Origin of the sequence: Nocardiopsis sp. Huas11 (assembly GCF_003634495.1) — a bacterium.
Lineage (GTDB): Bacteria > Actinomycetota > Actinomycetes > Streptosporangiales > Streptosporangiaceae > Nocardiopsis.
In genome coordinates, this window is sequence record NZ_RBKY01000001.1 from 5,900,576 (window position 1) to 5,919,585 (window position 19,010).

Consider the following 19,010-nt stretch of genomic DNA (forward strand, 5'->3'; position numbering starts at 1 on the left):
GCTACTAGGACCTGCTCAGTCGCCGACCGCGTCCTTGACGCGGTCGACCAGCGCCGGGACGACGTCGCCGATGGGGTCGCGCAGCACTGCGCTCGCGAAGTCGTCGTAGGGTGTCGGCTCGGCGTTGATCACGACCAGGCTCGCCCGCGCCATCATCGCCACGTCGCACAGCCCCGCGACCGGGTGCACCGACAACGACGTGCCCACGGCCACGAACACGTCGCACTCGCGGGCGGCCTGGGCGGCCCGCTCGATGACGTCCGGGTCGAGCCGCTGACCGAAGGAGATCGTGTCCGACTTCTGGATGCCGCCGCAGCGCAGACACTTGGGGTCGGACTCCTCGTCCAGCCGGGCGAGGACCTCCTCGGCCGGGGTGCGCAGGCCGCAGCGCATGCACCGCACCCACAGCATCGTGCCGTGCACCTCGATGACCTCGTCTGCGGGCGTCCCGCCCCGCTGGTGCAGGCCGTCGATGTTCTGGGTGATGAGCGCGCGCAACCGTCCCGTCCCGGCCAGGGCGGCCAGGGCCCGGTGGGCGGCGTTGGGCTCGGCGTTCCACGCCTCGTGGGCGCGGCGCGCCAGCCACACCTGGCGGCGCACGGTCACGTCGCCCATGTAGGTGTCGAAGTCGGCCATCGCCTCGGCGCCGGGGTCCTTGGTCCACACCCCCTGCGGGCCGCGGAAGTCCGGGATGCCCGAGTCGGTGGACACACCCGCGCCGGTGAGCACGGTGACGCGGCCGGCGGAGGCCATCAGTTCGGCGGCCCGCTCGAAGTCCTCGGGGTCGGCGAACGGTGTGGTGTGGGTGGTCAACGAGGCCATACCTCATTGTTGCAGCGACATTGGTACCGCCTTTGCCCGGCACGGCGGCCAGGAGACGGTGATCGTCCCGCGAACGCCGTACCCTCAGTGCATCCGGGAGGCTTCGGGCGAAATGCCCGACCGATGCGCACGAGACGGGCAAAGGGTGCGAAAATCGACACAATCATGAAGCAGCCGCAGCCGTCCTACATCCTCGTGGTCAACGGGACCAAGGTCCAACGCCCGGTGTTCGTCCTGGGCGCCCCCCACTCCGGGGTCCCGGTGATCGCCCGCGCCCTCTCCCGCGCCCCCGGTTTCCACCTCGGCGCGGGGGACTCCGGTGTGCTCAACACCGTCTACGCCGTGGCCCGGCGCCCCTCCCTCGCCATCGAGAAGGTCTCGGCGACGGCGAGCCTGCTACGCGAGGCCTACGCCGAGGCCTGGCAGCTCACCCCGCTGACCTGCCCTCAGTGTCCGGGCCCGTGGGCCCAGGTGCCCGCCAGCGCGTCCTCGGAGCCCTGCGAGCACAGCGAACACGTGCGCAGGTACGGGGACGCCAGCCCCGACCTGCTCTTTTGCGCTTCCGCCCTGTACGCGGCCTTCCCCGACGCGCTGTTCGTGCAGATCATCCGAGACGGACGCGACGTCGTCACGGCGATGATGGAGGACGAGCGCTCGCTCGCCTGGCTCAAGCCGAGCTTCATGAAGGTCGACCACGAGTTCCCCAACCACTTCTTCGGTCTGGAGGACGAGTCGGACCTGTCGGCGTTCTCCGACGGGTCCACGCCCGCCAAGTGCGCGATGCGCTGGCGCGGCGCGGTGCGGATGTCGGCGCGCCTGCGCCAGGAGATCGGCCCCGACCGCCTGCTGACCCTGCGCTACGAGGACGTCCACGGCGGCGAGATCGACACCGCCGAGCGCCTGCGCGCGTTCACCGGCGCGCGGGTCTCGGCGACCGAGCTGCTGACGGACCGGTCCTGGGGCATCGGTTCGTGGCGTGAGCGGCTGACCCGCGAGGACCACGGCGACGTCCACGAGGTGGCCTCGGTGGAGCTGTCGAGGCTCGGCTACGCCTGAGCCGCCGGCTCCGCGCGGGCCGTCAGGAGGGCGTCGGCCGCCGCGCGGGCGATGCGGGCTGCGCCCTCCACGCCCGTGACGTTCTGGGCCACGACCGCGCCCTCGTGCAGCATCGCCAGGGCGTCGGCCAGCTCCTGCGGTCGCGCGGCCCCGGTCTCCGCGACCAGATCGGTGTACAGGGCGCGCAGCCACCGCTTCTGCTCCTGCGCCACGGCGCGTCCGGGGTGGTCGGGGTCGGACAGTTCGGCGTAGGCGTTGACCATGGCGCAGCCGCGCGGGTTCTCCGCGGTCATCCACGCGTCCAGGGCGTCGTAGGTGGCGGCGAGGCGGGCGCGCGGGGTGTCGTCGGCGCGGTCGAGGTAGCCGGTCAGGTGGGAGCGCCAACGGGCGTCGCGCTCGCGCAGGTACTCGACGACGAGCCGCTGCTTGGAGCCGAACCGGTCGTAGATGGTCTTCTTGGTGACCTCCGCGCGTTCGGCGACCAGTTCCATGCCGACGGTGTTGATGCCGCGGGTGTAGAAGAGGTCGCCGGCCACGTCGAGGATGCGGCGCGCGGCCGGGGTCAGCGTCAGGGGTCCGTCCTGGGACGGGGACTGGGCGACGGTCATGGCGATCCTTCCGGTGGGTGGACTGCTCGGGCGCCGGCTCGGTCCGGTCAGAAAAACCGTTCCGCTACATCGCGAGTATACCGACCGGTGTGTTTACCTGTCGAGAGAGGCGCCGACCGAGGCGCCCGTCGTCGAAGGGAGGCCGCCGTGCCGCGTTCGTTGATACCCGCGCTCCTGGCCGCGGGCCTGGTGGTGATGTGGAGTTCCGGCTTCGTCGGTGCCGAGCTCGGCGCCCGTCAGGCCCCGGCCACGACGCTGCTCGCCTGGCGCTTCCTGGTGGTCGCCGGGGTGCTGGCGGCGTGGTGCCTGTGCCGGGGCGTCCGGATGCCGCGGCGGGACCTGGCCCTGCACGCCCTCCTGGGCCTGTTGGCGCAGGGCGGCTACCTGTACGGCGTGTTCGCCGCCGCCCAGCTCGGGGTCGCCTCCGGCACCAGCGCGCTGGTGGCGGCCCTGCAGCCGCTGGCCGCCACCGCGCTCGCGGTGCCGCTGCTGGGCGAGCGGGTGCGCACCCGCCAGGCCGTGGGCCTGGCGGTCGGCCTGGGCGGGGTGGGCCTCGTGGTCGGCTCCGAAGTGCTGAGCCCCGGTTCGGCGCCCTGGTGGGGCTACGCGCTGCCGTTCGGCGCGATGCTCTCCCTGGTCGCGGCGACGCTCCTGGAGCGGCGCACCCGCCCCGGCGGGTCGGCCGTGGCCGCGCTGGCCGTGCAGTGCGCGGTGAGCGCGGTCCTGTTCACGGGTCTGGCCGGCGCCACCGGGACGCTGGCGCCTCCGGCCGCCCCGGGTTTCTGGCTGGCCGTGGTGTGGGTGGTGGTGCTGTCGACGCTCGGCGGATACGGGCTGTACTGGGCGAACCTGGCCCGGTTCGGTGTGGCGCGGGTGTCGGCCCTGCTCTACCTCACCCCGCCCACCACGCTCGTGTGGTCCTGGCTGATGTTCCGTGAGGAGATGGGCGTCGGCGCGCTGGCCGGGACCGCGGTGTGCGGGGTGGCCGTGGCGCTGGTCCTGCTGCCCTCGGGGAGGCGCCCGGGACGGCGAGCGCCCACCGGCGCGCAGGCCCGGGACGGCGCCGAGGCCCGGACCGGCGCGGAAGCCCAGGGCGCGGGGCGCTAGAAACCGGCCCTCTCGTGCTCCGCGGCGGGTTCCTGGTCGCCGAACCGGCCGGCGACCAGGGACTCGTCGATCTCCTCGACGAGTGACCAGGCCGCCTCGTCGTCGAGCGTGTCGGCGTCCCGCATGTCCGGGACCACGGCCGCGCAGACCACTTCCACGAGCGCGGCGGCGTCGAGCAGGTCGGTCACACCCACGACCGACATGGGCGGGTAGTAGCGGCCCATGTAGCGGCGGTAGACCGATCCCAGGGTCTTGAGGTTGACCCGGTAGGCATGCATGGCGGTGGTGTACACGCGCATGCTCACCACGTGGCCGGGTTCGGCGCCGGCGGCGCGCAGCGCCTCCACCGTGTTGGCCAGCGCCTGGTCGAACTGCTGCACGACGGTCTCGCCGACGATCACGCCGTCGGAGCGGCGCGCGCTCTGGCCGCCGATGTGCACGGTGCGCCCGGGAGTGACCACGAGCGCGTGCGCGTACCCCACCGGTTCGGCCAGGGACAGCGGATTGATGATCTTGTGCGGTGTCCGGTCCACCGACGGCCCCTCTGCTTGGTCACGGAGCACCCACGGCGCCGGATTCCGGCACGGCGCGGCCCCACACCGGGAAGACGGTCGTGGGGACGTGCGGATACGATGGGCGCATGTCGATCACTATGCTGCTGTCCGCTCTCGCGCTCATCGCCGTCCTGGGGCTGGTCGTCGCCATCTTCGTCGGCGGCGGCGTCTACGTCGGCCGTCTCCGCCGCAAGGGCACCGAGACCGTCCTGGCCGACGCCCGCAAGGTGCGCGAGCTGCGCGACTGACCCGTCCGGCCCGCCCGCGGTCAGTCCCCGTCGAAGGCGTCGGGGTCGGGGCCGTAGCGGCTGTCGGTGTTGAGCCCGCTGATGCGGTCCATGTCCGCCTCGGCGAGCTCGAAGTCGAACACCGCGAAGTTGGACCTGATCCGCTCCGGGGTCACCGACTTGGGGATGACCACGTTGCCCAGCTGGATGTGCCAGCGCAGCAGTACCTGCGCGGACGTGCGCCCGTACTCCCGGGCGATGGCGGTGATGGTCGGGTGGTCCAGGAGGTTGCCCTGGCCCAGCGGACTCCACGCCTCGGTGACGATGCCGTGCTTGGCGTCGAAGGCGCGCAGGTCCGCCTGGGTGTGCAGCGGGTGGAGTTCGATCTGGTTGACCATCGGGGCGATGCCGCCCTCCTCCATGACCCGCTCCAGGTGCGCGGGCTGGAAGTTGCACACACCGATGGCGCGGACGCGCCCCTCCGCGTAGAGGCGTTCCAGTGCCTTCCACGTGGGCACGTACAGGTCGCGCCCGGGCAGGGGCCAGTGGATGAGGTACAGGTCCAGCCGGTCCGTCCTCAAACGCTGCAGGCTGGCCTCCAGCGCGCGCAGTGTGGCGTCGTAGCCCTGGTCGGGATTGGCCAGCTTCGACGTGATGAACACGTCGTCGCGTTCCAGGCCCGACCGGCGCACCGCCTCCCCGACGCCCGCCTCGTTGCCGTAGGCGGCCGCCGTGTCGATGCTGCGATAGCCCGCCTCCAGCGCGGTCGACACGGCCGCGACCACGTCGTCGTCGCGCACCTGCCAGACACCGAAGCCCAGTTGCGGAATCCGCAGTCCGTTACTCAACGTGATGCCGGGAACCGTCATCGCTCTTCATCCCCCGTTGACCCTGAGCGTGTCTCATCCTGGTTCATGTGGCGCGGCAGCCCCCTGCCACAGTCGCATCCTGCCACGTCGGAGCCCCGCGGGCGCGTAGGTAGGCCGCCCCTGTGCCCGCTTTTTACTCCCGCGACCCGGACTCGTCCGGCTCTCGCCGACCGTGCGCGGGCCGCCGGGCGGCACGCGATACGCTCGGCCCCGGCGTGGAAGGGGTGGGCCGATGGGCCGTGAGGAGCGCGCCCTCGTGGGCGCCGAGCTGTCGCGCGACCGGGCCGCCCTGGTGGACCGGATCGTCGCCGAGGTGTACGAGCGCGTGCCCGCCTACCAGGCCCTGCACGAGTCCCAGTTGGCGGAGGTCCGCGCGATCGCCGCGTGGCTGGTGACCCGTTCGCTGGAACTGTGGGTGGGCGGCGCCGCCGGGCTGGCCCCGGAGGATCTGGAGCGGCTGCGCGGCGTGGGCCGGGCACGGGCGGCGGACGGACGGTCCATCGAGGCGGTGGTGCGGGCCCACCGGGTGGGATCGGCGGCGGCGGTCCGGCTGGTGGCCCGGGCCTCGGCCGACCGTCTCGACGCCGAGGACGTGTTCGCTCTGAGCGAACTCTGGCTGACCGCCGTCGACCAGATCTCCGAGAGCCTCTCGGTGGGCCACACCGAGGCCGCCCGCCTGCTGGACACCGATGTCGAACGGGCCCGGCGGGCCTTCCTCGACGACCTGCTCATCGGCCGCCAGTCCTCACGCGGGGCGGTCCGCGACCGGGCGCGCATCCTGGGCATCACTCCGCCGGACCCGGCCGTCCCGGTCGTGGCCGAGCCCGCGCCCGACGCCGTCGAGACCGCGCCGCGCCCGGCCCCCGGCGCCGGCACGGTCGCGGGACCCGGGGCCGACCCGACCGTCTCGGTCCCGGGGGCGATGGCCCTGCTCGACCTGATCGAACCCACCGGGGCCGACCCGCTGCTGACCACGCGCTCGGGACGCGCCGTACTGCTGGTCGCCCCCGCGGACGCGGCCCAGGTGGGCGCCGTGCTGGGCGCGCGACCCTGGCGGGCCTGCGTGCTGGCGCCGCGCGCGCTCACCGGCATGTCGGCCGCCTACCGCCTGGCCGACGACGCGCTGGAGACGGCGCCCCCGCACGCCTTCGGCGCGCAGGGCGTTCTCGGCGAGGCCGACGCGTGCGTCCTGGCGCTGCTGAACGGCGGCCCGACGACGCCGGACGCGGTCCGGCGGGCGGCGCTGGGGCCGCTGCTCACCGACGCCAACGCCCATCTGCTGGAGACCCTGCGCGCCTACTTCCGGGCCGGCGCCGCGACCACGGCCGCCGAGGCCCTGCACGTGCACCCCCAGACCCTGCGGTACCGGCTGCGCCAGGTGCGCGAGCTCACCGGACAGGACCCGCACCGCCCCTGGCCGCGCTTCGTCCTGGAGACCGCCTGCGCGATCGCTCCGTGATCCCCGCCACTCCACCGACCTTTGGTCCGCAGATGGTGTCGGTTTGCGGTTGCGTAAACCATCGGTGTCGGAGACTGGGCGCCGGGGCTCACGACTGCGCTCCGCAACAGTCACCCCGAGTGGGAAAGGGAGGCACCGTGACGAGTACGGACCGTTCGACGGAGACGCCCAAGCCGCGCAGCAGCCAGCCGTGGCTGCACCAGAGGGGGAAGGAGATCCAGGAGTTCGGGTCGGTCCGCCAGCTGCCCGTGGGGCTGTCCTACGAGACGCGCATGTACTCGTGCCAGCGCCTCAACCAGGTCCTGGCCGACACGCAGATCCTGCACAGCCTGTACAAGAAGCACCACTGGCTGATGCGGGGCCAGACCTTCTACCAGCTGCACCTGCTGATGGACAAGCACGCCGACGAGCAGACCGCGCTGATCGACAGCCTCGCCGAGCGCGTACAGACGCTGGGCGGCGTGGCCGTGGGGGATCCCCGGCACGTCGCGGAGATCACCAGCGTGCCCCGGCCCCCGAACGGCGCCGAGGAGGTGCCCGCGATGCTCTCGCGGCTGCTCGAAGCGCACGAGACCATCCTCACCGAGGCCCACGACGCCGCGGCCCGCACGCAGGAGCTGGGCGACGACGGCACGAACGACCTGATGGTCTCGGACGTGATCCGCACCGGGGAGCTCCAGGCCTGGTTCCTGGCCGAGCACCTGGTGGACACTCCGATCGTGCACTCGTGAGTGATGTCCTGAGGGGTCGGACCGAGCCGGTCCGACCCCTCCGCCGTGTCCGGGGCCGCGGGCGGGCCGGACGTGGAAGGGCGCGCCTCGCGCCCCGGTCAGGTCAGGTCAGGTCAGGTCAGGTCAGGTCAGGTCAGGTCAGGGTGAGCACGATCTTGCCGGTGGTGCGTCCGGTCTCGCCCCGCTCGTGCGCCCGGGCGGCCTCCGCCAGCGGGAAGGTCTCGCTGACCACCGGCCGCAGCCGCCCCTCGTCGACCAGGGCCGCGATCGCCTCCAGGGCGGCGTGGTCGGGCTCGACCACGACGCTGGTGCCGCGCACGCCCCGGCCCTCGTCGGCCGCCGCCGCGGCGATCCGGTCCACGTCGAAGGGGTCGGCCAGCCCGATGTAGAGCCCGCCCGGGGCCAGGACGCGCATCGAGCGCTCCAGGTAGTCGCCGCCGATCCCGTCGAGGACCACGTCGACACCCTCGACGGCGTCGGCGAAGTCCATTGCGGTGTGGTCCACGAGCTCGTGCGCGCCCAGATCGCGCAGCAGGTCGTGCTTGCCCGCGCTGGCGGTACCGATGACGTGGGCGCCGCGGGCCCGGGCGATCTGCACCGCGAAGTGGCCCACGCCGCCGCCCGCGGCGTGCACCAGAACCCGCTGCCCCTCGCCGACCGCGGCCGCCTCCACCAGGGACTGCCAGGCGGTGAGCGCCGCCAGGGGGATCGCCGCGGCCCTGACGTGGCCCAGGGTCGCCGGCTTGCGGGCGAAGTGCCGTGAGGGGGCGGTGACGTAGTCGGCGTAGGCGCCGGGCCGGTGGGGGAAGTTCGGCATCCCGTACACCTCGTCGCCCACGGCCAGGCGGGTCACGCCGGGGGCGGCCGCCGTGACGACCCCGGAGACGTCCCAGCCCTGGGCGAGGGGCAGGGAGTACCAGTACCCGCTGACGCGCTGCTTCCAGTCCGTCGGATTCACCCCGGCGGCATGGACGCGCACCTGGATCTGGGTGGGTTCGGGTTCGGGCCGGGGAACCTCGACAAGACGCAGGACCTCGGGGCCGCCGAGCTCCTCCTGCTGAACGATGCGCATGTGCTCTGTCATGTGCACCAGGCTGCCGGTTAAGGTATCTCTTGTATAGAAGGCACTTTCCAGACCTATAGGTACCCCATGTATACCACCCCTGACCTGCATGAACTTGGCGGCGCCGATGCCTATTTGCGCAACTGCGCCTCACGGAGCGTCGTGGAGCTGATCTCCAACAAGTGGGTGTGCCTGGTGATCGGCGCGCTGGCCTCCGGCCCGATGCGCTTCGGCTCCCTGCGCCGCCGCCTGGACGGCATCACCCAGAAGATGCTCACGCGGACGCTGCGCGACCTGGAGCGCAGCGGACTCGTCGACCGCCAGGTCTTCCCCACCACCCCGCCCCAGGTGGAGTACAGCCTGACCCCGCTCGGCGAGAACCTCGGGGTGCTGATGGGGGCGATCCGGACCTGGGCCGAGGGGCACATGGGCGAGATCACCGAGGCCCGCGCCGACTACGACGCCCGCGCCCAGGAGCCCGTCCGCCCGCTCTGACCACGCGTGGCGCCGCGGCCGCCACGGCCACCGCGGCCGTCACGGCCACCGCGGCCGTCACGGCCACCGCGGACCGCGTGCCACTCCCCCGCCCCGCTCAGCGCGTCCGCTCAGCGCGTTCGCACCCCGGTCCCCGCCCTCATGTACAAACGGTTGTCGCAACAGGTGCGGCTATCAGGCACTTCCCCGCCCACCCCCGTCGCTGTCGTGGTCGAAGATCCCCGTCCACATCGTGAGCGAATCCGCACGCGGGTCTTGACGTTGCCTCGTTGTTTCCGGGAGGGTCATGCAATCGGTTGCAGAGTCGACCCCCTGACTCTGGAAAGCGCTTCCCCCTGAGAGGCACCATGATCCGTCGCAGCTTCCTCGCCGCCTCCGCCGCCGTCCTCGGCGCTCCGCTGATCGCCACGCCCGCCGGGGCGGCCCCCGGACGGGCGCCGCGCGTGTTCGTCACCGGCGACTCCACCGCCTCCGCCTACGCGGCCCGCGAGGCGCCCCGGGCCGGGTGGGGACAGGCCCTGGAGCTCTTCCTCGGCCACGGCGCCACCGTGGACGACCGTGCTCTGTCCGGCGCCAGTTCCAAGAGCTTCGCCGACCTGGGCCTGCTGGACGGGGTCCTGGCCGACATCCGGCCCGGCGACTACCTCCTGGCCTCCTTCGGCCACAACGACTCCAAGTCCGCCGACCCCGACCGCTACACCGAGCCCTGGAGCACCTACCAGGAGCAGCTCACCGTCTACCTCGACGGCGCGCGCGAGCGCGGCGCCCACCCGGTTCTGGTCACGTCGGTCGAACGGCGCCGCTTCACCGCCGACGGCGCGCCCCGCGAGTCCCACGGCGACTACCCCGCCGCCATGCGCGCCCTGGCCGACCGCGAGGGCGTTCCCCTGGTCGACCTCACCGCGCTCAGCCTGGAGCTGTGGGGCGGGTTGGGCCCCGAGGGCACCAAGAGCCACTTCCTGTGGCTGGAGCCGGGCGCCCACGACAACTACCCCGACGGCGTCGAGGACAACACCCACTTCCAGGCGCACGGCGCGATCGAGGTCGCCCGCCTGGTCGCGGCCGACCTCAAGCGGCAGCGCGTCCTGCCCCCGCGCCTGGTCCGCCGCCTGGGCGACGAGATCCCCGACTCCGCGCTGACCTGGCCCGCCGAGCGCCCCGTCCAGGCCGTGTTCTTCTGAAGGCTTTCGGGTGAGCTCGCGGTCGTCAGGTCGTCTCTCGCCAGACGATGTGCGAAGTTCAGCCTGGTCGTGCTGCACGAGCGCAGAGGCGCCGCGAGAGGCGGTCCTGGCGGCCGCGAGCCCGGAATGCCGCAAAGAAAACACGTCTAGCCCAGCCCACTCCCCCGGAAGGACCACCTCGTGCGCACCACCCCGACCACGGCACTGCGGCTCGCGGCCCTGCCGCTGGCACTCGCCGGTGTCCTGGGCGCCTCCGCCATCGCGGCGGCCGCCACGCACCAGACCACCTCCACCAGTACGACCGCCACCACGGCCACGAGCACGGCAAGCGAGGCGACCACCGTGAGCGACGACGACTCCGCGGACCTGATCACCGTCGCGACCGACGGATCCGGCGACTACTCCAGCGTCCAGGAGGCGGTGGACGCCGCGCCCGCCGGCGCCACCGTGCGCATCGGCGCCGGCGTGTACCGCGAACCCGTCGTCGTGGCCACCCCCGAGCTGACCCTGGTCGGCGCGACCGGGAACCCGGAGGACGTCGTCATCACCTACGACCGCGCGGCGGGCCTGCCCAAGCCCGGTGGCGGAACGTGGGGGACCTCGGGCAGCGCGAGCGTGGTCATCTCCGGCGACGACGTGCACGCCCGCGACCTGACGTTCGAGAACTCCTTCCTGCGCGAGGAGCACCCGGAGGTCACCTCCACCCAGGCGGTGGCGGTCCGCACCACCGGCGACCGCCTGGTCTTCGACAACGTCCGCTTCCTGGGCCACCAGGACACCCTGTACGCCAACTCCCCCAACACCGCGACGACCTCGCGGCAGTACTACCGGAACTGCTACGTGGAGGGCGACGTGGACTTCGTCTTCGGCCGGGGCACGGCCGTCTTCCACGGGTGCGAGATCCGCTCGCTGGACCGCGGCAGCGACACCGACAACGGGTACGTGACCGCGCCCAGCACGCCGCCGGAGCAGGAGTTCGGCTTCCTGTTCACGGAGTCCTGCTTCACCAGCGACGCTCCCGCGGAGTCGGTCTACCTGGGCCGTCCCTGGGTGCCCAGCTCCGACCTGGACGCCCGGCCGCAGGCGCTGATCCGCGACTCCTGGATGGGGCGGCACTTCAAGGAGCAGGGCTGGATCGAGATGTCCTCCGGGCACGACTGGCGCCTGTTCCAGCTGCGCGAGTTCGCCAACAACGGCCCGGGCGCGCTGACCACGCCGGACCGCCCGCAGATGAGCGCCGACGAGGCCGCAGGCCACACCCCCGAGGCCTACCTGGCGGGCGACGACGGCTGGAACCCGGTCCAGGAGCCGACCCGGCCGGTGTGCACGGCGCGGGGCCGGTAGGAACGGAACCGGTGCACGGGCCCCGGCGCGCGGATGACTCCGCGCACCGGGGCCCTCGCGCGTGCGGGGTCGTTCAGGCCCGCGTGCCGAGCTCCGACCGAAGGCGGGCCGGCAGGGCCAGGTACTCGTCCAAGGGGCTTCCGGCCGCCAGCATGGCCCGGCTCCGCCGGGCGATGCGGGCGCGCCACTGCCGGAGGAGGTCGTCGAGGGCGTCACCGCCGCCGGCGGACCGGAGCCGCGCCACGAAGTCCGCGATCCGGGCCAGCCCGTAGCCGCCGCGCCGCAACTGCTCGGCCGCGTGGGCGTCGCGGACCACGTCCGGCGGGTAGAGGCGGTAGCCCGTGGCCGGATCGCGCACGGGCCGCAGGATCCCGGCCCGCTCCCACTTGCGCAGGGAGGCCGGGTGCATTCCGAGCCGGTGGGCGAGCGCTCCGATGGTCACGCCGCCCGAGTGCGGCCGCGGGTCCTCGGTGAGGGCGCCGAGGGCGGTGGTGACCTCGTCCAGGGTCCGGCGCTCCTGGAGGAGGTCGGCGTGCGCCTGGTCGAGCAGGCGGAACAGGTCCGCCTCGTCGTCGCGGCCGGCCGCGCGCATGACCCGCGCCGCCGTCCCGTGGCCGAACCCTTCGCGCAGGGCGAGGAAGGCCCGTAGCGCCTGCGCGTGGACGGGCGTGTAGCGGCGGTAGCCGTTGGCGCCACGCTCGGCGGGCGGCAGGATCCCCTCGTCCTCATAGTTGCGGACCGCCTGCGCGGAGAGCCCGTGCTCGCGGGCGAGGTCGATCGGTCGCATGAACCCTCTCTTTGAGGCTTTTCCGGCTCCATAGCGGTGATTCGGGGTCGAAGTCTCAACCGTTCGTTCAAGGATACGGTCGAAGGTGGTCGATCGCTTCGAGGTGAGGATCTGTGATGTCCCTGTCTGACTACGGCCTGCGCGCCGACCCGGGCCCCGCGGTGGGGCGGCTCCTGGACGCGTGGGGGCGCACTCCCCTGGTCCTGGGGATGGGCGAGCCGACGCACGGCGTGGAGAGGTTCCTGCTGCTGCGCAACGAGGTGTTCGCCCATCTGGTGGAGCACCGGGGCTTTCGGACCTTCGCGCTGGAGACCGACTGCCTGGCCGCGGCCGCCGTCGACGACCACGTCAGCGGCCGGACGCGCGAGCTGGACTTCGACACGGCCCTGACCCACGGGTTCGGCGCCTTCCCGGGCAACCGCGCCCTGGTCGCGTGGATCCGCGAGTACAACGAGGGCCGGGAACCCGGGGAACGGGTCCGGTTCCACGGTGTGGACTCGCCCCTGGAGATCTCGGGTGCGGCGAGCCCGCGCGCGGCCCTGACGACCGCGGCAGAGTACCTGCGCGAGCACCTCGGACGCGCGCCGCTGGACGGCCTCGCGGACATCGAGGACGCCGCCTGGGAGAACCCCGCGGCGATGATGGACCCCTCGGCCTCCGTCGGCGGCTCCGACCGGGCGCGCGCCCTGCGGGTGGCCGCCGACGACATGATGGCCGTGTTCGAGGCCGAGGCCCCGGGCCTGCGGCGGGCCGACTCCGACGAGGGCTACGAGCGCGCGCTGCTGTTCGCCCGGACCGGGCGGGGGCTGCTGCGCTACCACGCGGCCATGGCCTCCGACGCGCCCGACCGGGTGGCGCGCATGCTCGCGCAGCGGGACGCGATGATGGCGGACCACCTCCTGGCGATCGCCCGGTCAGGGGCGCCGGCCTTCGTCAGCGCGCACAACACCCACTTGCAGCGCAGCCGGTCGACCGTGAACTTCGGTGGGACGGACGAGCACTGGTGGAGCGCCGGGACGGTCGCGGCGTCGGTGCTCGGGGACGGCTACGCCGTCATCGGCACCGACTCCGACACGGTGGCGACCGGTGGGCCGAGCCTGCAGGCCGCGCTGGGCCAGGCCACGCGGGACCGGGCGCTGTTCCCCGTGGAGCGGCTGGCCGACCTGTCCGGCCTGGGCCCCGCCGTCTCCGCGGACTACAGGTACATCCCGCTCTCCGGGCTCGACGGCGTCGACGCGGTCGCCTTCGTCCGGGGGGTCGGGCTGGACGAACTGCCGAAAACCTACTGACAAAGGGCCACGAATCCGGAGAATGCCGGTCTTCCCGACCGGTTGTACATGGCTTACCTTCGTGTGGTGACCATCACAAGGCAGAACGAAGGGGCATGATTGGCAGCCATCACTCTGGATCAGGCGCGGACGCTGATCGACGGCGCTCTGAAGTACGCCGAAGCCAACGCACTCCAACCACTCACCGTCGCCGTCCTGGACCCCGGCGGGGTCCAGGTCGCCCTGGCCCGCCAGGACGGCTCGGGCCTGCTGCGCCCCGACCTGGCCGTGGCCAAGGCCTGGGGCGTGCTCGGGCTCGGCATGACCACCCGGGCGATCGCCGCCCGGGCCGAGCAGTCACCGGAGTTCTTCACCTCCGTGGCGACCCTCGCCCAGGGGCGCGTCGTCGCGGTGCCCGGCGGTGTCTTCATCCGGGACGCCGACGGAGCGCTGCTGGGCGCGGCGGGCGCGACCGGTGACACCTCCCTCAACGACGAAATGAGCCTCGTCGCGGGCATTCGAGCCGCCGGTCTGATCCCCGAGACCGGGGCCGAGGAGAACTGACAGTGCTTTCTGGCGCCCTCGCACGCTCGGCCGCGTACTCGGGGCGCCCGGAAGCCAGTGTTCTTCGGCCGAGTGCGTGCTGGCCCTCGCAATCCCGCCCGTCGCCCACCACCACCCTCAACGGACGCCTGCGTCGCAGTCCTTCCTGGTTCAGCTACGCCCACGGCCTGCAGAACACTGGCGCGGGCCGAGCCAACCCCCTGGGGTGAACCGCAGTGAATCCGCGTTCCGAGGAGAACTGACAGTTCGTGCTCGGGCTCCGACAGCCACTCCTGCTTCAGCCACCGGGCCGCCGCCGCGCACCTCGCGCGGCGGCGGTCGCGTGTCAGGAGGCGCTGACGCCCCACCGCGCGCGGATCGAGCGGTCGGCCCAGGTGAAGAACACGTCGATGACGATGCCGATGAACAGCACGATGACGACGTAGCCGAGCAGCTGCTCGGCGTCGTTGAGCTGGCGGGCCTGGCTCAGCGCCCACCCGATGGAGTTCTGCTGGTCGATGATGACCAGGAGCTCCCCGGCCATGAGGGAGCGCCAGGCGAAGGCCCAGCCCTGTTTGAGCCCGGTGACGAACATCGGCAGTGCCGCCGGGACGATGAGCAGCGTGTAGCGCTGGACCCCGCGCAGGCCCATGGCCTGGCCCGCGCGCATGAGCTGGCGCGGCACGTAGTCGATCCCGGAGATGAGCCCGCCCGCGATCGAGGGCGCCGCGCCCAGGATGATGACGAACATGATCGCCGACTCGCTGATGCCGTACAGCAGCATGGCGAACGGGAACCACACGATCGACGGCATGGTCTGCAGGCCGGTGATCAGCGACCCGATGGCCACCCGCAGGACCTTGATCCGCGACACCGCCAGCCCCAGCAGGACACCGACCACCAGGGCCAGCGCGAAGCCCGTGAAGGCCCGGCGCATGGTGACGCCGACCGCCTCCCAGAACCCCGGCGAGGTGACCTCCTGGGCGATGCGGGGCAGGACCTGGTCGGGCCCGGGGAAGACGTAGACCGGCCGCCAGCCGCTCCATGCCACGGCCTGCCAGGCGGCCAGGACGATGGCCACGGCCACCAGTTTGGGCCACGTGGCCGACCACAGGGTGCGCGCCCTGGCCAGGGCGCCGTCCCGGCGGCCCTCGCCCGGCTTCATCTCCAGGGCGTCCAGGCCCTGGATCTGGCGGTCCCGCACGGAGGAGTCACCCGGCATGGCGCGACACCTCCACACGCAGTCGGTCGGTGATCTCGGCGGCCTGGGAGGCGATCTCGGCGGAGTCGATCCGGCGGGGCCGGCGCCCGGTCACCGCGAACTCCTCGATCACGCGGCCGGGGCGGCTGGAGAGCAGGATGACCCGGTCGCCGAGTCGCACGGCCTCGCGCACGTTGTGCGTGACGAACAGGATGGTGAGCGACTTCTCCCGCCAGATCCGCTCGACCTCGCCGTGCAGGATGTCGCGGGTCATCGCGTCGAGCGCGCCGAAGGGCTCGTCCATGAGCAGGACGTCGGCGTCCTGGGCCAGGGCGCGGGCCAGGGCGACGCGCTGGCGCATGCCGCCGGAGAGCTGGTGCGGGCGCTTGTGCGCGAAACCGCTCAGCCGCACCAGGTCCAGGAGTTCGCTCACCCGCCGTTTGCGCTCGGCCCGGGGCACCCCGTTGACCTTCATGGGCACCTCGATGTTGCCGCCGATGGTGAGCCAGGGGAAGAGCGACGCCTCCTGGAACATCATGGCCACCCGGTGGCCGCCCGTGTCCACGGTCCCGACGGTGGGCTCCTCCAGCCCCGCGACGAGGGAGAGCAGTGTGCTCTTGCCGCAGCCGGAGGCTCCGACGATCGCGACGAACTCGCGCGGCCGCACGGTGACGGACATGCCGTCGATGGCGGTCAGCGCGCCGGTCCCGTGGCCGAACACCTTCGTGATCCGGTCGATCTCGATGGCGGCGGCGCGTGTGCGGGCCGGGCTCTCGGTCGTGACGCTCACTTGTCCTCCTGGGGTCCGGTGATCTGGTCCCGTCCGTCCTGCGCGAGCAGGGCGTTGAGCGGTTCGAGTACGTACAGGCCGTCCAGGTCGACGGGGTCGAGCAGTCCGACGGACTCGGCGTGCTCGGCTCCGGCGGTCAGGGACGGGGCGATGGGGTCGACGGTGAACTCCAGGCGGCCGAAGGCGGACTCGACGGTCTCGGGGGGCAGTCGGCTGCCGGTGATCTCGGCCAGTCGGTCGGCGGCGGTCCGCTGAGCCTGGTCGGGGTCGGCGTTCATCCGGTCGACGGTGTCCAGGTGCGCGCGCAGGAGGCGCTCGACGCGGTCGGGGTGGGCGTCGAGGTAGTCGGCGCCGACCACGAGGTTGGCGGTGACGAACGCGCCGTCGGTCGAGGGCCACAGGTCGGCCTCGTCCACCAGGAGGTGGCCGTCGTGCTCCTGGAGCAGACGGCTCAGGTGGGGCTCGGGCAGGAAGGCGCCGTCGATCTCCCCGAGGGCGAAGGCGTCCACGATCTCGGCGTTCTGCTGGGGGATGATCGACAGGTCGCCGCCGCCCGCGGTGTCGAACTCCCATCCCTGTTCCCGGGCGAAGTGCCGCAGGGCCACGTCCTGGGTGTTGCCGAGCTGGGGCGTGGACAGGGTGGTGCCGACCAGGTCGTCGACGTCGTCGATGCCGGGCCTTACGACCAGGCCCGCCCCGCCGGAGGTCGAGCCGGCCACGACCCTCAGCGCGGCGCCCTCGGACTGCGCCCACCCGTTGATGGTGGGGTTGGGGCCGATGAAGGCGGCGTCGACCTCGCCGGAGAAGAGCGCGTTGACCAGGTCCGGGCCGGCGTTGAAGGTCTGGACGGTGACCTGGGCGTCCTCGCCCAGCGCGTCGGCGTAGGCGCCGTCGTGGTCGGCGACCAGGGCCGGGGCGTGGGTGATGTTGGTCAGGTAGCCCACGGTGAGGTCGTCGCCGCCGTCGTCGGCGCCGCCGAAGGCGCACCCGGCGGCCGCCAGGCTCACGGCCAGGGCCGCCGCGGTGAGGACGGGCGTTCGCACGCTCATGTGGGCACTCACCTCGCTGGTCGACGATTCCAGGGAAACTCTACTTAAGAAGTAGGTTTAGTGGAAGCCGGACTCTCCCGCCCCGGGAAACCGAGTGCGGTGATCTGAGTCACCGTGTCGCCGCCCTGTTCACGGCGGCGGCGGAGCACTCCCGCGGGCCCGGCCCTTCCCCCTCACGCGTGACCGGCCGCCATGGCCGGTGCACCTGCCGCGCCGCCCCGACCCCCACACTGGAACAATGACGGACGGGTCGCCCGGCCGGCCGCTTCGGCGCGCCCGCCACCGGCGCCCGGGGGCGTCCGAGCGCCCACCGCCCACTGTTCACCCCTCACCCACCGGAGCGGATATGGCCCTGGTCGCCGGAATCGACAGTTCGACGCAGTCCTGCAAGGTCGTGGTCTGCGACGCCGACAGCGGCGCGGTGGTGCGCGAGGCCCGCGCACCGCACCCCGACGGCACCGAGATCCATCCCGACGCGTGGTGGTCGGCGCTGTCCGACGCCTCCGAGGGCCTGATGGAGGGCGTGGCGGCCGTGGCCGTGGCCGGGCAGCAGCACGGCATGGTGACCGTGGACGACGACGGCGAGGTCGTCCGCCCCGCCCTGCTGTGGAACGACTCCCGATCGGCCGGGGCCGCCGACGACCTGGTCGCCGAACTCGGCGGCGCCAAGGCGTGGGCCGATGCCGTTGGGAGCGTTCCCGTGGCGAGCTTCACGGTGACCAAGCTGCGATGGCTGGCCGAGCACGAGCCCGAGGCCGCCGCGCGGGTGGCCGGGGTGATGCTCCCCCACGACTGGCTCACCTGGCGCCTGGGCGGCGGGGGCGAGCCGACCACCGACCGGGGCGACGCCTCGGGCACCGGGTACTGGTCGCCGCCGGAGGACGCCTACCGCACCGACCTGCTGGTACGGGCCTTCGGCCGCGAGATCGACGTGCCGCGCGTGGCCGCCCCCTCCGAAGTGGTCGGGCACACCCCGTCCGGAGCGCTCATCGCCCCGGGCACGGGCGACAACATGGGCGCGGCCCTGGGCCTGGGGCTGCGGCCAGGCGACGCGGCGCTGTCGCTGGGCACCAGCGGCACGGTGTTCGCGGTCAACGACGCGGCCACGCGCGATGCCGGGGGCACGGTGTCCGGCTTCGCCGACGCCACCGGCCGCTTCCTGCCGCTGGTCTGCACGCTCAACGCCGCGCGGGTGCTGACCGCCACCGCCGCGATGCTCGGCGTCGACCTGGCCGGGCTCGACGCGCTTGCCATGTCCGCCGAGCCGGGCGCCGAGGGCGTCGTCCTGCTGCCCTACCTGGACGGTGAGCGCACGCCGGTGCTCCCCGACGCCGCCGGTTCGCTGCACGGACTGCGCCGGTCGAACATGCGACCGGAGAACATCGCCCGCGCGGCCGTGGAGGGCATGCTCTGCGGGCTGGCCGACGGGATGACCGCGCTGACCGACACCGGGGTTCCGGTGCGCCGCGTGCTCCTGCTGGGCGGGGGCGCCCGTTCGGCCGCGGTGCGCGCGATCGCGCCGACGGTCCTGGGGGCACCGGTGGTGGCGCCGCCCGCCGCCGAGTACGTCGCCGTCGGCGCCGCCCGTCAGGCGGCCTGGGCACTGGCCGGCACCGCGGAGCCGCCGGCCTGGGACACCGCCGAGGCGGGGCCGGCCGCGGAGCCCGCCCTGGTGCCCGAGGTCCGCGAGCGCTACGCGCGGGCCCGACACGCCGCCCACGGGGTCTAGGCCGTGTTTTTCTGAAGGCTTTCGGATGAGCTCGCGGTCGTCAGGCCGTCTCTCGCAAGCCGATGTGCGAAGTTCAGACTGGTTGAGCTGCACGAGCACAGAGGTGCCGCGAGAGGCGGTCCTGGCG

General features: G+C 72.9%; 20 protein-coding genes. 11 read left to right on the forward strand and 9 right to left on the reverse strand.

What is annotated here, in order from left to right:
- Nucleotides 1-15 precede the first annotated feature (15 nt).
- Nucleotides 16-822 carry a Sir2 family NAD-dependent protein deacetylase gene (locus DFP74_RS26600; protein ID WP_121185815.1) on the reverse strand — a complete coding sequence of 269 codons (807 nt, stop codon included), beginning with the start codon at nucleotides 820-822 and terminating at the stop codon, nucleotides 16-18.
- A gap of 123 nt (nucleotides 823-945) precedes the next feature.
- On the opposite strand from DFP74_RS26600, the gene DFP74_RS26605 reads away from it, so the two are divergent.
- Entirely contained in the window at nucleotides 946-1,878 is a 933-nt protein-coding gene (locus DFP74_RS26605; protein ID WP_199725789.1) for a sulfotransferase, read from the forward strand.
- On the opposite strand, the gene DFP74_RS26610 is transcribed toward DFP74_RS26605, so the two are convergent.
- Nucleotides 1,869-2,486 (reverse strand): TetR/AcrR family transcriptional regulator, encoded by a 618-nt coding sequence (locus tag DFP74_RS26610; protein ID WP_121185819.1) that lies wholly within the window; start codon nucleotides 2,484-2,486, stop codon nucleotides 1,869-1,871. The genes DFP74_RS26605 and DFP74_RS26610 overlap by 10 nt on opposite strands.
- Nucleotides 2,487-2,633: 147 nt before the next feature.
- On the opposite strand from DFP74_RS26610, the gene DFP74_RS26615 reads away from it, so the two are divergent.
- Entirely contained in the window at nucleotides 2,634-3,593 is a 960-nt protein-coding gene (locus tag DFP74_RS26615) for a DMT family transporter (RefSeq protein WP_255499649.1), read from the forward strand.
- On the opposite strand, the gene DFP74_RS26620 is transcribed toward DFP74_RS26615, so the two are convergent.
- On the reverse strand, nucleotides 3,590-4,126 hold the full coding sequence (locus DFP74_RS26620) for a RidA family protein (protein ID WP_121185823.1): 537 nt from the start codon (nucleotides 4,124-4,126) through the stop codon (nucleotides 3,590-3,592). The two genes, DFP74_RS26615 and DFP74_RS26620, sit on opposite strands and share 4 nt — an antisense overlap.
- 107 nt (nucleotides 4,127-4,233) lie before the next feature.
- Between DFP74_RS26620 and DFP74_RS34015 the strand changes: the two genes are divergently transcribed.
- Nucleotides 4,234-4,395, forward strand: coding sequence for a hypothetical protein (locus tag DFP74_RS34015; protein ID WP_199725790.1), 162 nt, complete (start codon nucleotides 4,234-4,236; stop codon nucleotides 4,393-4,395).
- 20 nt (nucleotides 4,396-4,415) lie between these two features.
- Here the strand turns inward: DFP74_RS34015 and DFP74_RS26625 are convergent, their stop codons facing one another.
- Nucleotides 4,416-5,243, reverse strand: a complete 828-nt coding sequence (locus DFP74_RS26625; protein WP_121185825.1) for an aldo/keto reductase — start codon at nucleotides 5,241-5,243, stop codon at nucleotides 4,416-4,418.
- A 232-nt stretch (nucleotides 5,244-5,475) separates the two neighbouring features.
- On the opposite strand from DFP74_RS26625, the gene DFP74_RS26630 reads away from it, so the two are divergent.
- Complete coding sequence (locus DFP74_RS26630; RefSeq protein WP_121185827.1) at nucleotides 5,476-6,702, forward strand: CdaR family transcriptional regulator; 1,227 nt, start codon at nucleotides 5,476-5,478, stop codon at nucleotides 6,700-6,702.
- Nucleotides 6,703-6,839: 137 nt separating this feature from the next.
- Nucleotides 6,840-7,433: a Dps family protein gene (locus DFP74_RS26635; protein ID WP_233571175.1), complete on the forward strand. Its 594-nt coding sequence runs from the start codon at nucleotides 6,840-6,842 to the stop codon at nucleotides 7,431-7,433.
- A 133-nt stretch (nucleotides 7,434-7,566) separates the two neighbouring features.
- Here DFP74_RS26635 and DFP74_RS26640 read toward each other — a convergent pair whose 3' ends face one another.
- A complete protein-coding gene (locus tag DFP74_RS26640) occupies nucleotides 7,567-8,517 on the reverse strand; it encodes an NADP-dependent oxidoreductase (RefSeq protein ID WP_121185831.1) in 951 nt (316 codons plus the stop codon).
- Nucleotides 8,518-8,583: 66 nt separating this feature from the next.
- Here DFP74_RS26640 and DFP74_RS26645 point away from each other — a divergent pair, with 66 nt between their 5' ends.
- The 3 genes from DFP74_RS26645 to DFP74_RS26655 all read left to right on the forward strand — a co-directional run bounded on the left by DFP74_RS26645 (nucleotide 8,584) and on the right by DFP74_RS26655 (nucleotide 11,516).
- A complete protein-coding gene (locus tag DFP74_RS26645) occupies nucleotides 8,584-8,991 on the forward strand; it encodes a helix-turn-helix domain-containing protein (RefSeq protein WP_121185833.1) in 408 nt (135 codons plus the stop codon).
- Between the two features lie 347 nt (nucleotides 8,992-9,338).
- On the forward strand, nucleotides 9,339-10,172 hold the full coding sequence (locus DFP74_RS26650) for a rhamnogalacturonan acetylesterase (protein ID WP_121185835.1): 834 nt from the start codon (nucleotides 9,339-9,341) through the stop codon (nucleotides 10,170-10,172).
- Nucleotides 10,173-10,352: 180 nt separating this feature from the next.
- A complete protein-coding gene (locus DFP74_RS26655) occupies nucleotides 10,353-11,516 on the forward strand; it encodes a pectinesterase family protein (protein ID WP_233571176.1) in 1,164 nt (387 codons plus the stop codon).
- A 73-nt stretch (nucleotides 11,517-11,589) separates the two neighbouring features.
- On the opposite strand, the gene DFP74_RS26660 is transcribed toward DFP74_RS26655, so the two are convergent.
- Nucleotides 11,590-12,303 (reverse strand): MerR family DNA-binding transcriptional regulator, encoded by a 714-nt coding sequence (locus DFP74_RS26660; protein WP_121185837.1) that lies wholly within the window; start codon nucleotides 12,301-12,303, stop codon nucleotides 11,590-11,592.
- Nucleotides 12,304-12,419: 116 nt separating this feature from the next.
- On the opposite strand from DFP74_RS26660, the gene DFP74_RS26665 reads away from it, so the two are divergent.
- Nucleotides 12,420-13,592: an erythromycin esterase family protein gene (locus DFP74_RS26665; protein ID WP_121185839.1), complete on the forward strand. Its 1,173-nt coding sequence runs from the start codon at nucleotides 12,420-12,422 to the stop codon at nucleotides 13,590-13,592.
- Between the two features lie 99 nt (nucleotides 13,593-13,691).
- Nucleotides 13,692-14,135 carry a heme-binding protein gene (locus DFP74_RS26670; RefSeq protein WP_121185841.1) on the forward strand — a complete coding sequence of 148 codons (444 nt, stop codon included), beginning with the start codon at nucleotides 13,692-13,694 and terminating at the stop codon, nucleotides 14,133-14,135.
- Between the two features lie 325 nt (nucleotides 14,136-14,460).
- On the opposite strand, the gene DFP74_RS26675 is transcribed toward DFP74_RS26670, so the two are convergent.
- Genes DFP74_RS26675 through DFP74_RS26685 form a run of 3 tightly spaced genes read right to left on the reverse strand, consistent with a single transcriptional unit; the run spans nucleotide 14,461 to nucleotide 17,154 of the window.
- Entirely contained in the window at nucleotides 14,461-15,336 is an 876-nt protein-coding gene (locus tag DFP74_RS26675) for an ABC transporter permease (RefSeq protein WP_121185843.1), read from the reverse strand.
- Nucleotides 15,326-16,105 (reverse strand): ABC transporter ATP-binding protein, encoded by a 780-nt coding sequence (locus DFP74_RS26680; protein ID WP_121185845.1) that lies wholly within the window; start codon nucleotides 16,103-16,105, stop codon nucleotides 15,326-15,328. Before DFP74_RS26680 ends, DFP74_RS26675 begins: the two co-directional genes overlap by 11 nt.
- On the reverse strand, nucleotides 16,102-17,154 hold the full coding sequence (locus tag DFP74_RS26685) for an ABC transporter substrate-binding protein (protein WP_121185847.1): 1,053 nt from the start codon (nucleotides 17,152-17,154) through the stop codon (nucleotides 16,102-16,104). The genes DFP74_RS26680 and DFP74_RS26685 overlap by 4 nt, the downstream gene beginning before the upstream one ends.
- 346 nt (nucleotides 17,155-17,500) lie before the next feature.
- On the opposite strand from DFP74_RS26685, the gene xylB reads away from it, so the two are divergent.
- Nucleotides 17,501-18,883: a xylulokinase gene (gene xylB / locus DFP74_RS26690; RefSeq protein ID WP_121185849.1), complete on the forward strand. Its 1,383-nt coding sequence runs from the start codon at nucleotides 17,501-17,503 to the stop codon at nucleotides 18,881-18,883.
- The last annotated feature ends 127 nt before the right edge of the window (nucleotides 18,884-19,010 follow it).

Excerpts from the sequence above, each read along its gene's own strand:
- DFP74_RS26600 (WP_121185815.1), bottom strand. The coding sequence starts at position 822 with ATGGCCTCGTTGACCACCCACACCACACCGTTCGCCGACCCCGAGGAC.
- DFP74_RS26605 (WP_199725789.1), top strand. The coding sequence starts at position 946 with ATGCGCACGAGACGGGCAAAGGGTGCGAAAATCGACACAATCATGAAG.
- DFP74_RS26610 (WP_121185819.1), bottom strand. The coding sequence starts at position 2,486 with ATGACCGTCGCCCAGTCCCCGTCCCAGGACGGACCCCTGACGCTGACC.
- DFP74_RS34015 (WP_199725790.1), top strand. The coding sequence starts at position 4,234 with ATGTCGATCACTATGCTGCTGTCCGCTCTCGCGCTCATCGCCGTCCTG.
- DFP74_RS26625 (WP_121185825.1), bottom strand. The coding sequence starts at position 5,243 with ATGACGGTTCCCGGCATCACGTTGAGTAACGGACTGCGGATTCCGCAA.
- DFP74_RS26630 (WP_121185827.1), top strand. The coding sequence starts at position 5,476 with ATGGGCCGTGAGGAGCGCGCCCTCGTGGGCGCCGAGCTGTCGCGCGAC.
- DFP74_RS26640 (WP_121185831.1), bottom strand. The coding sequence starts at position 8,517 with ATGACAGAGCACATGCGCATCGTTCAGCAGGAGGAGCTCGGCGGCCCC.
- DFP74_RS26645 (WP_121185833.1), top strand. The coding sequence starts at position 8,584 with ATGTATACCACCCCTGACCTGCATGAACTTGGCGGCGCCGATGCCTAT.
- DFP74_RS26650 (WP_121185835.1), top strand. The coding sequence starts at position 9,339 with ATGATCCGTCGCAGCTTCCTCGCCGCCTCCGCCGCCGTCCTCGGCGCT.
- DFP74_RS26660 (WP_121185837.1), bottom strand. The coding sequence starts at position 12,303 with ATGCGACCGATCGACCTCGCCCGCGAGCACGGGCTCTCCGCGCAGGCG.
- DFP74_RS26665 (WP_121185839.1), top strand. The coding sequence starts at position 12,420 with ATGTCCCTGTCTGACTACGGCCTGCGCGCCGACCCGGGCCCCGCGGTG.
- DFP74_RS26675 (WP_121185843.1), bottom strand. The coding sequence starts at position 15,336 with ATGCCGGGTGACTCCTCCGTGCGGGACCGCCAGATCCAGGGCCTGGAC.
- DFP74_RS26685 (WP_121185847.1), bottom strand. The coding sequence starts at position 17,154 with ATGAGCGTGCGAACGCCCGTCCTCACCGCGGCGGCCCTGGCCGTGAGC.
- xylB (WP_121185849.1), top strand. The coding sequence starts at position 17,501 with ATGGCCCTGGTCGCCGGAATCGACAGTTCGACGCAGTCCTGCAAGGTC.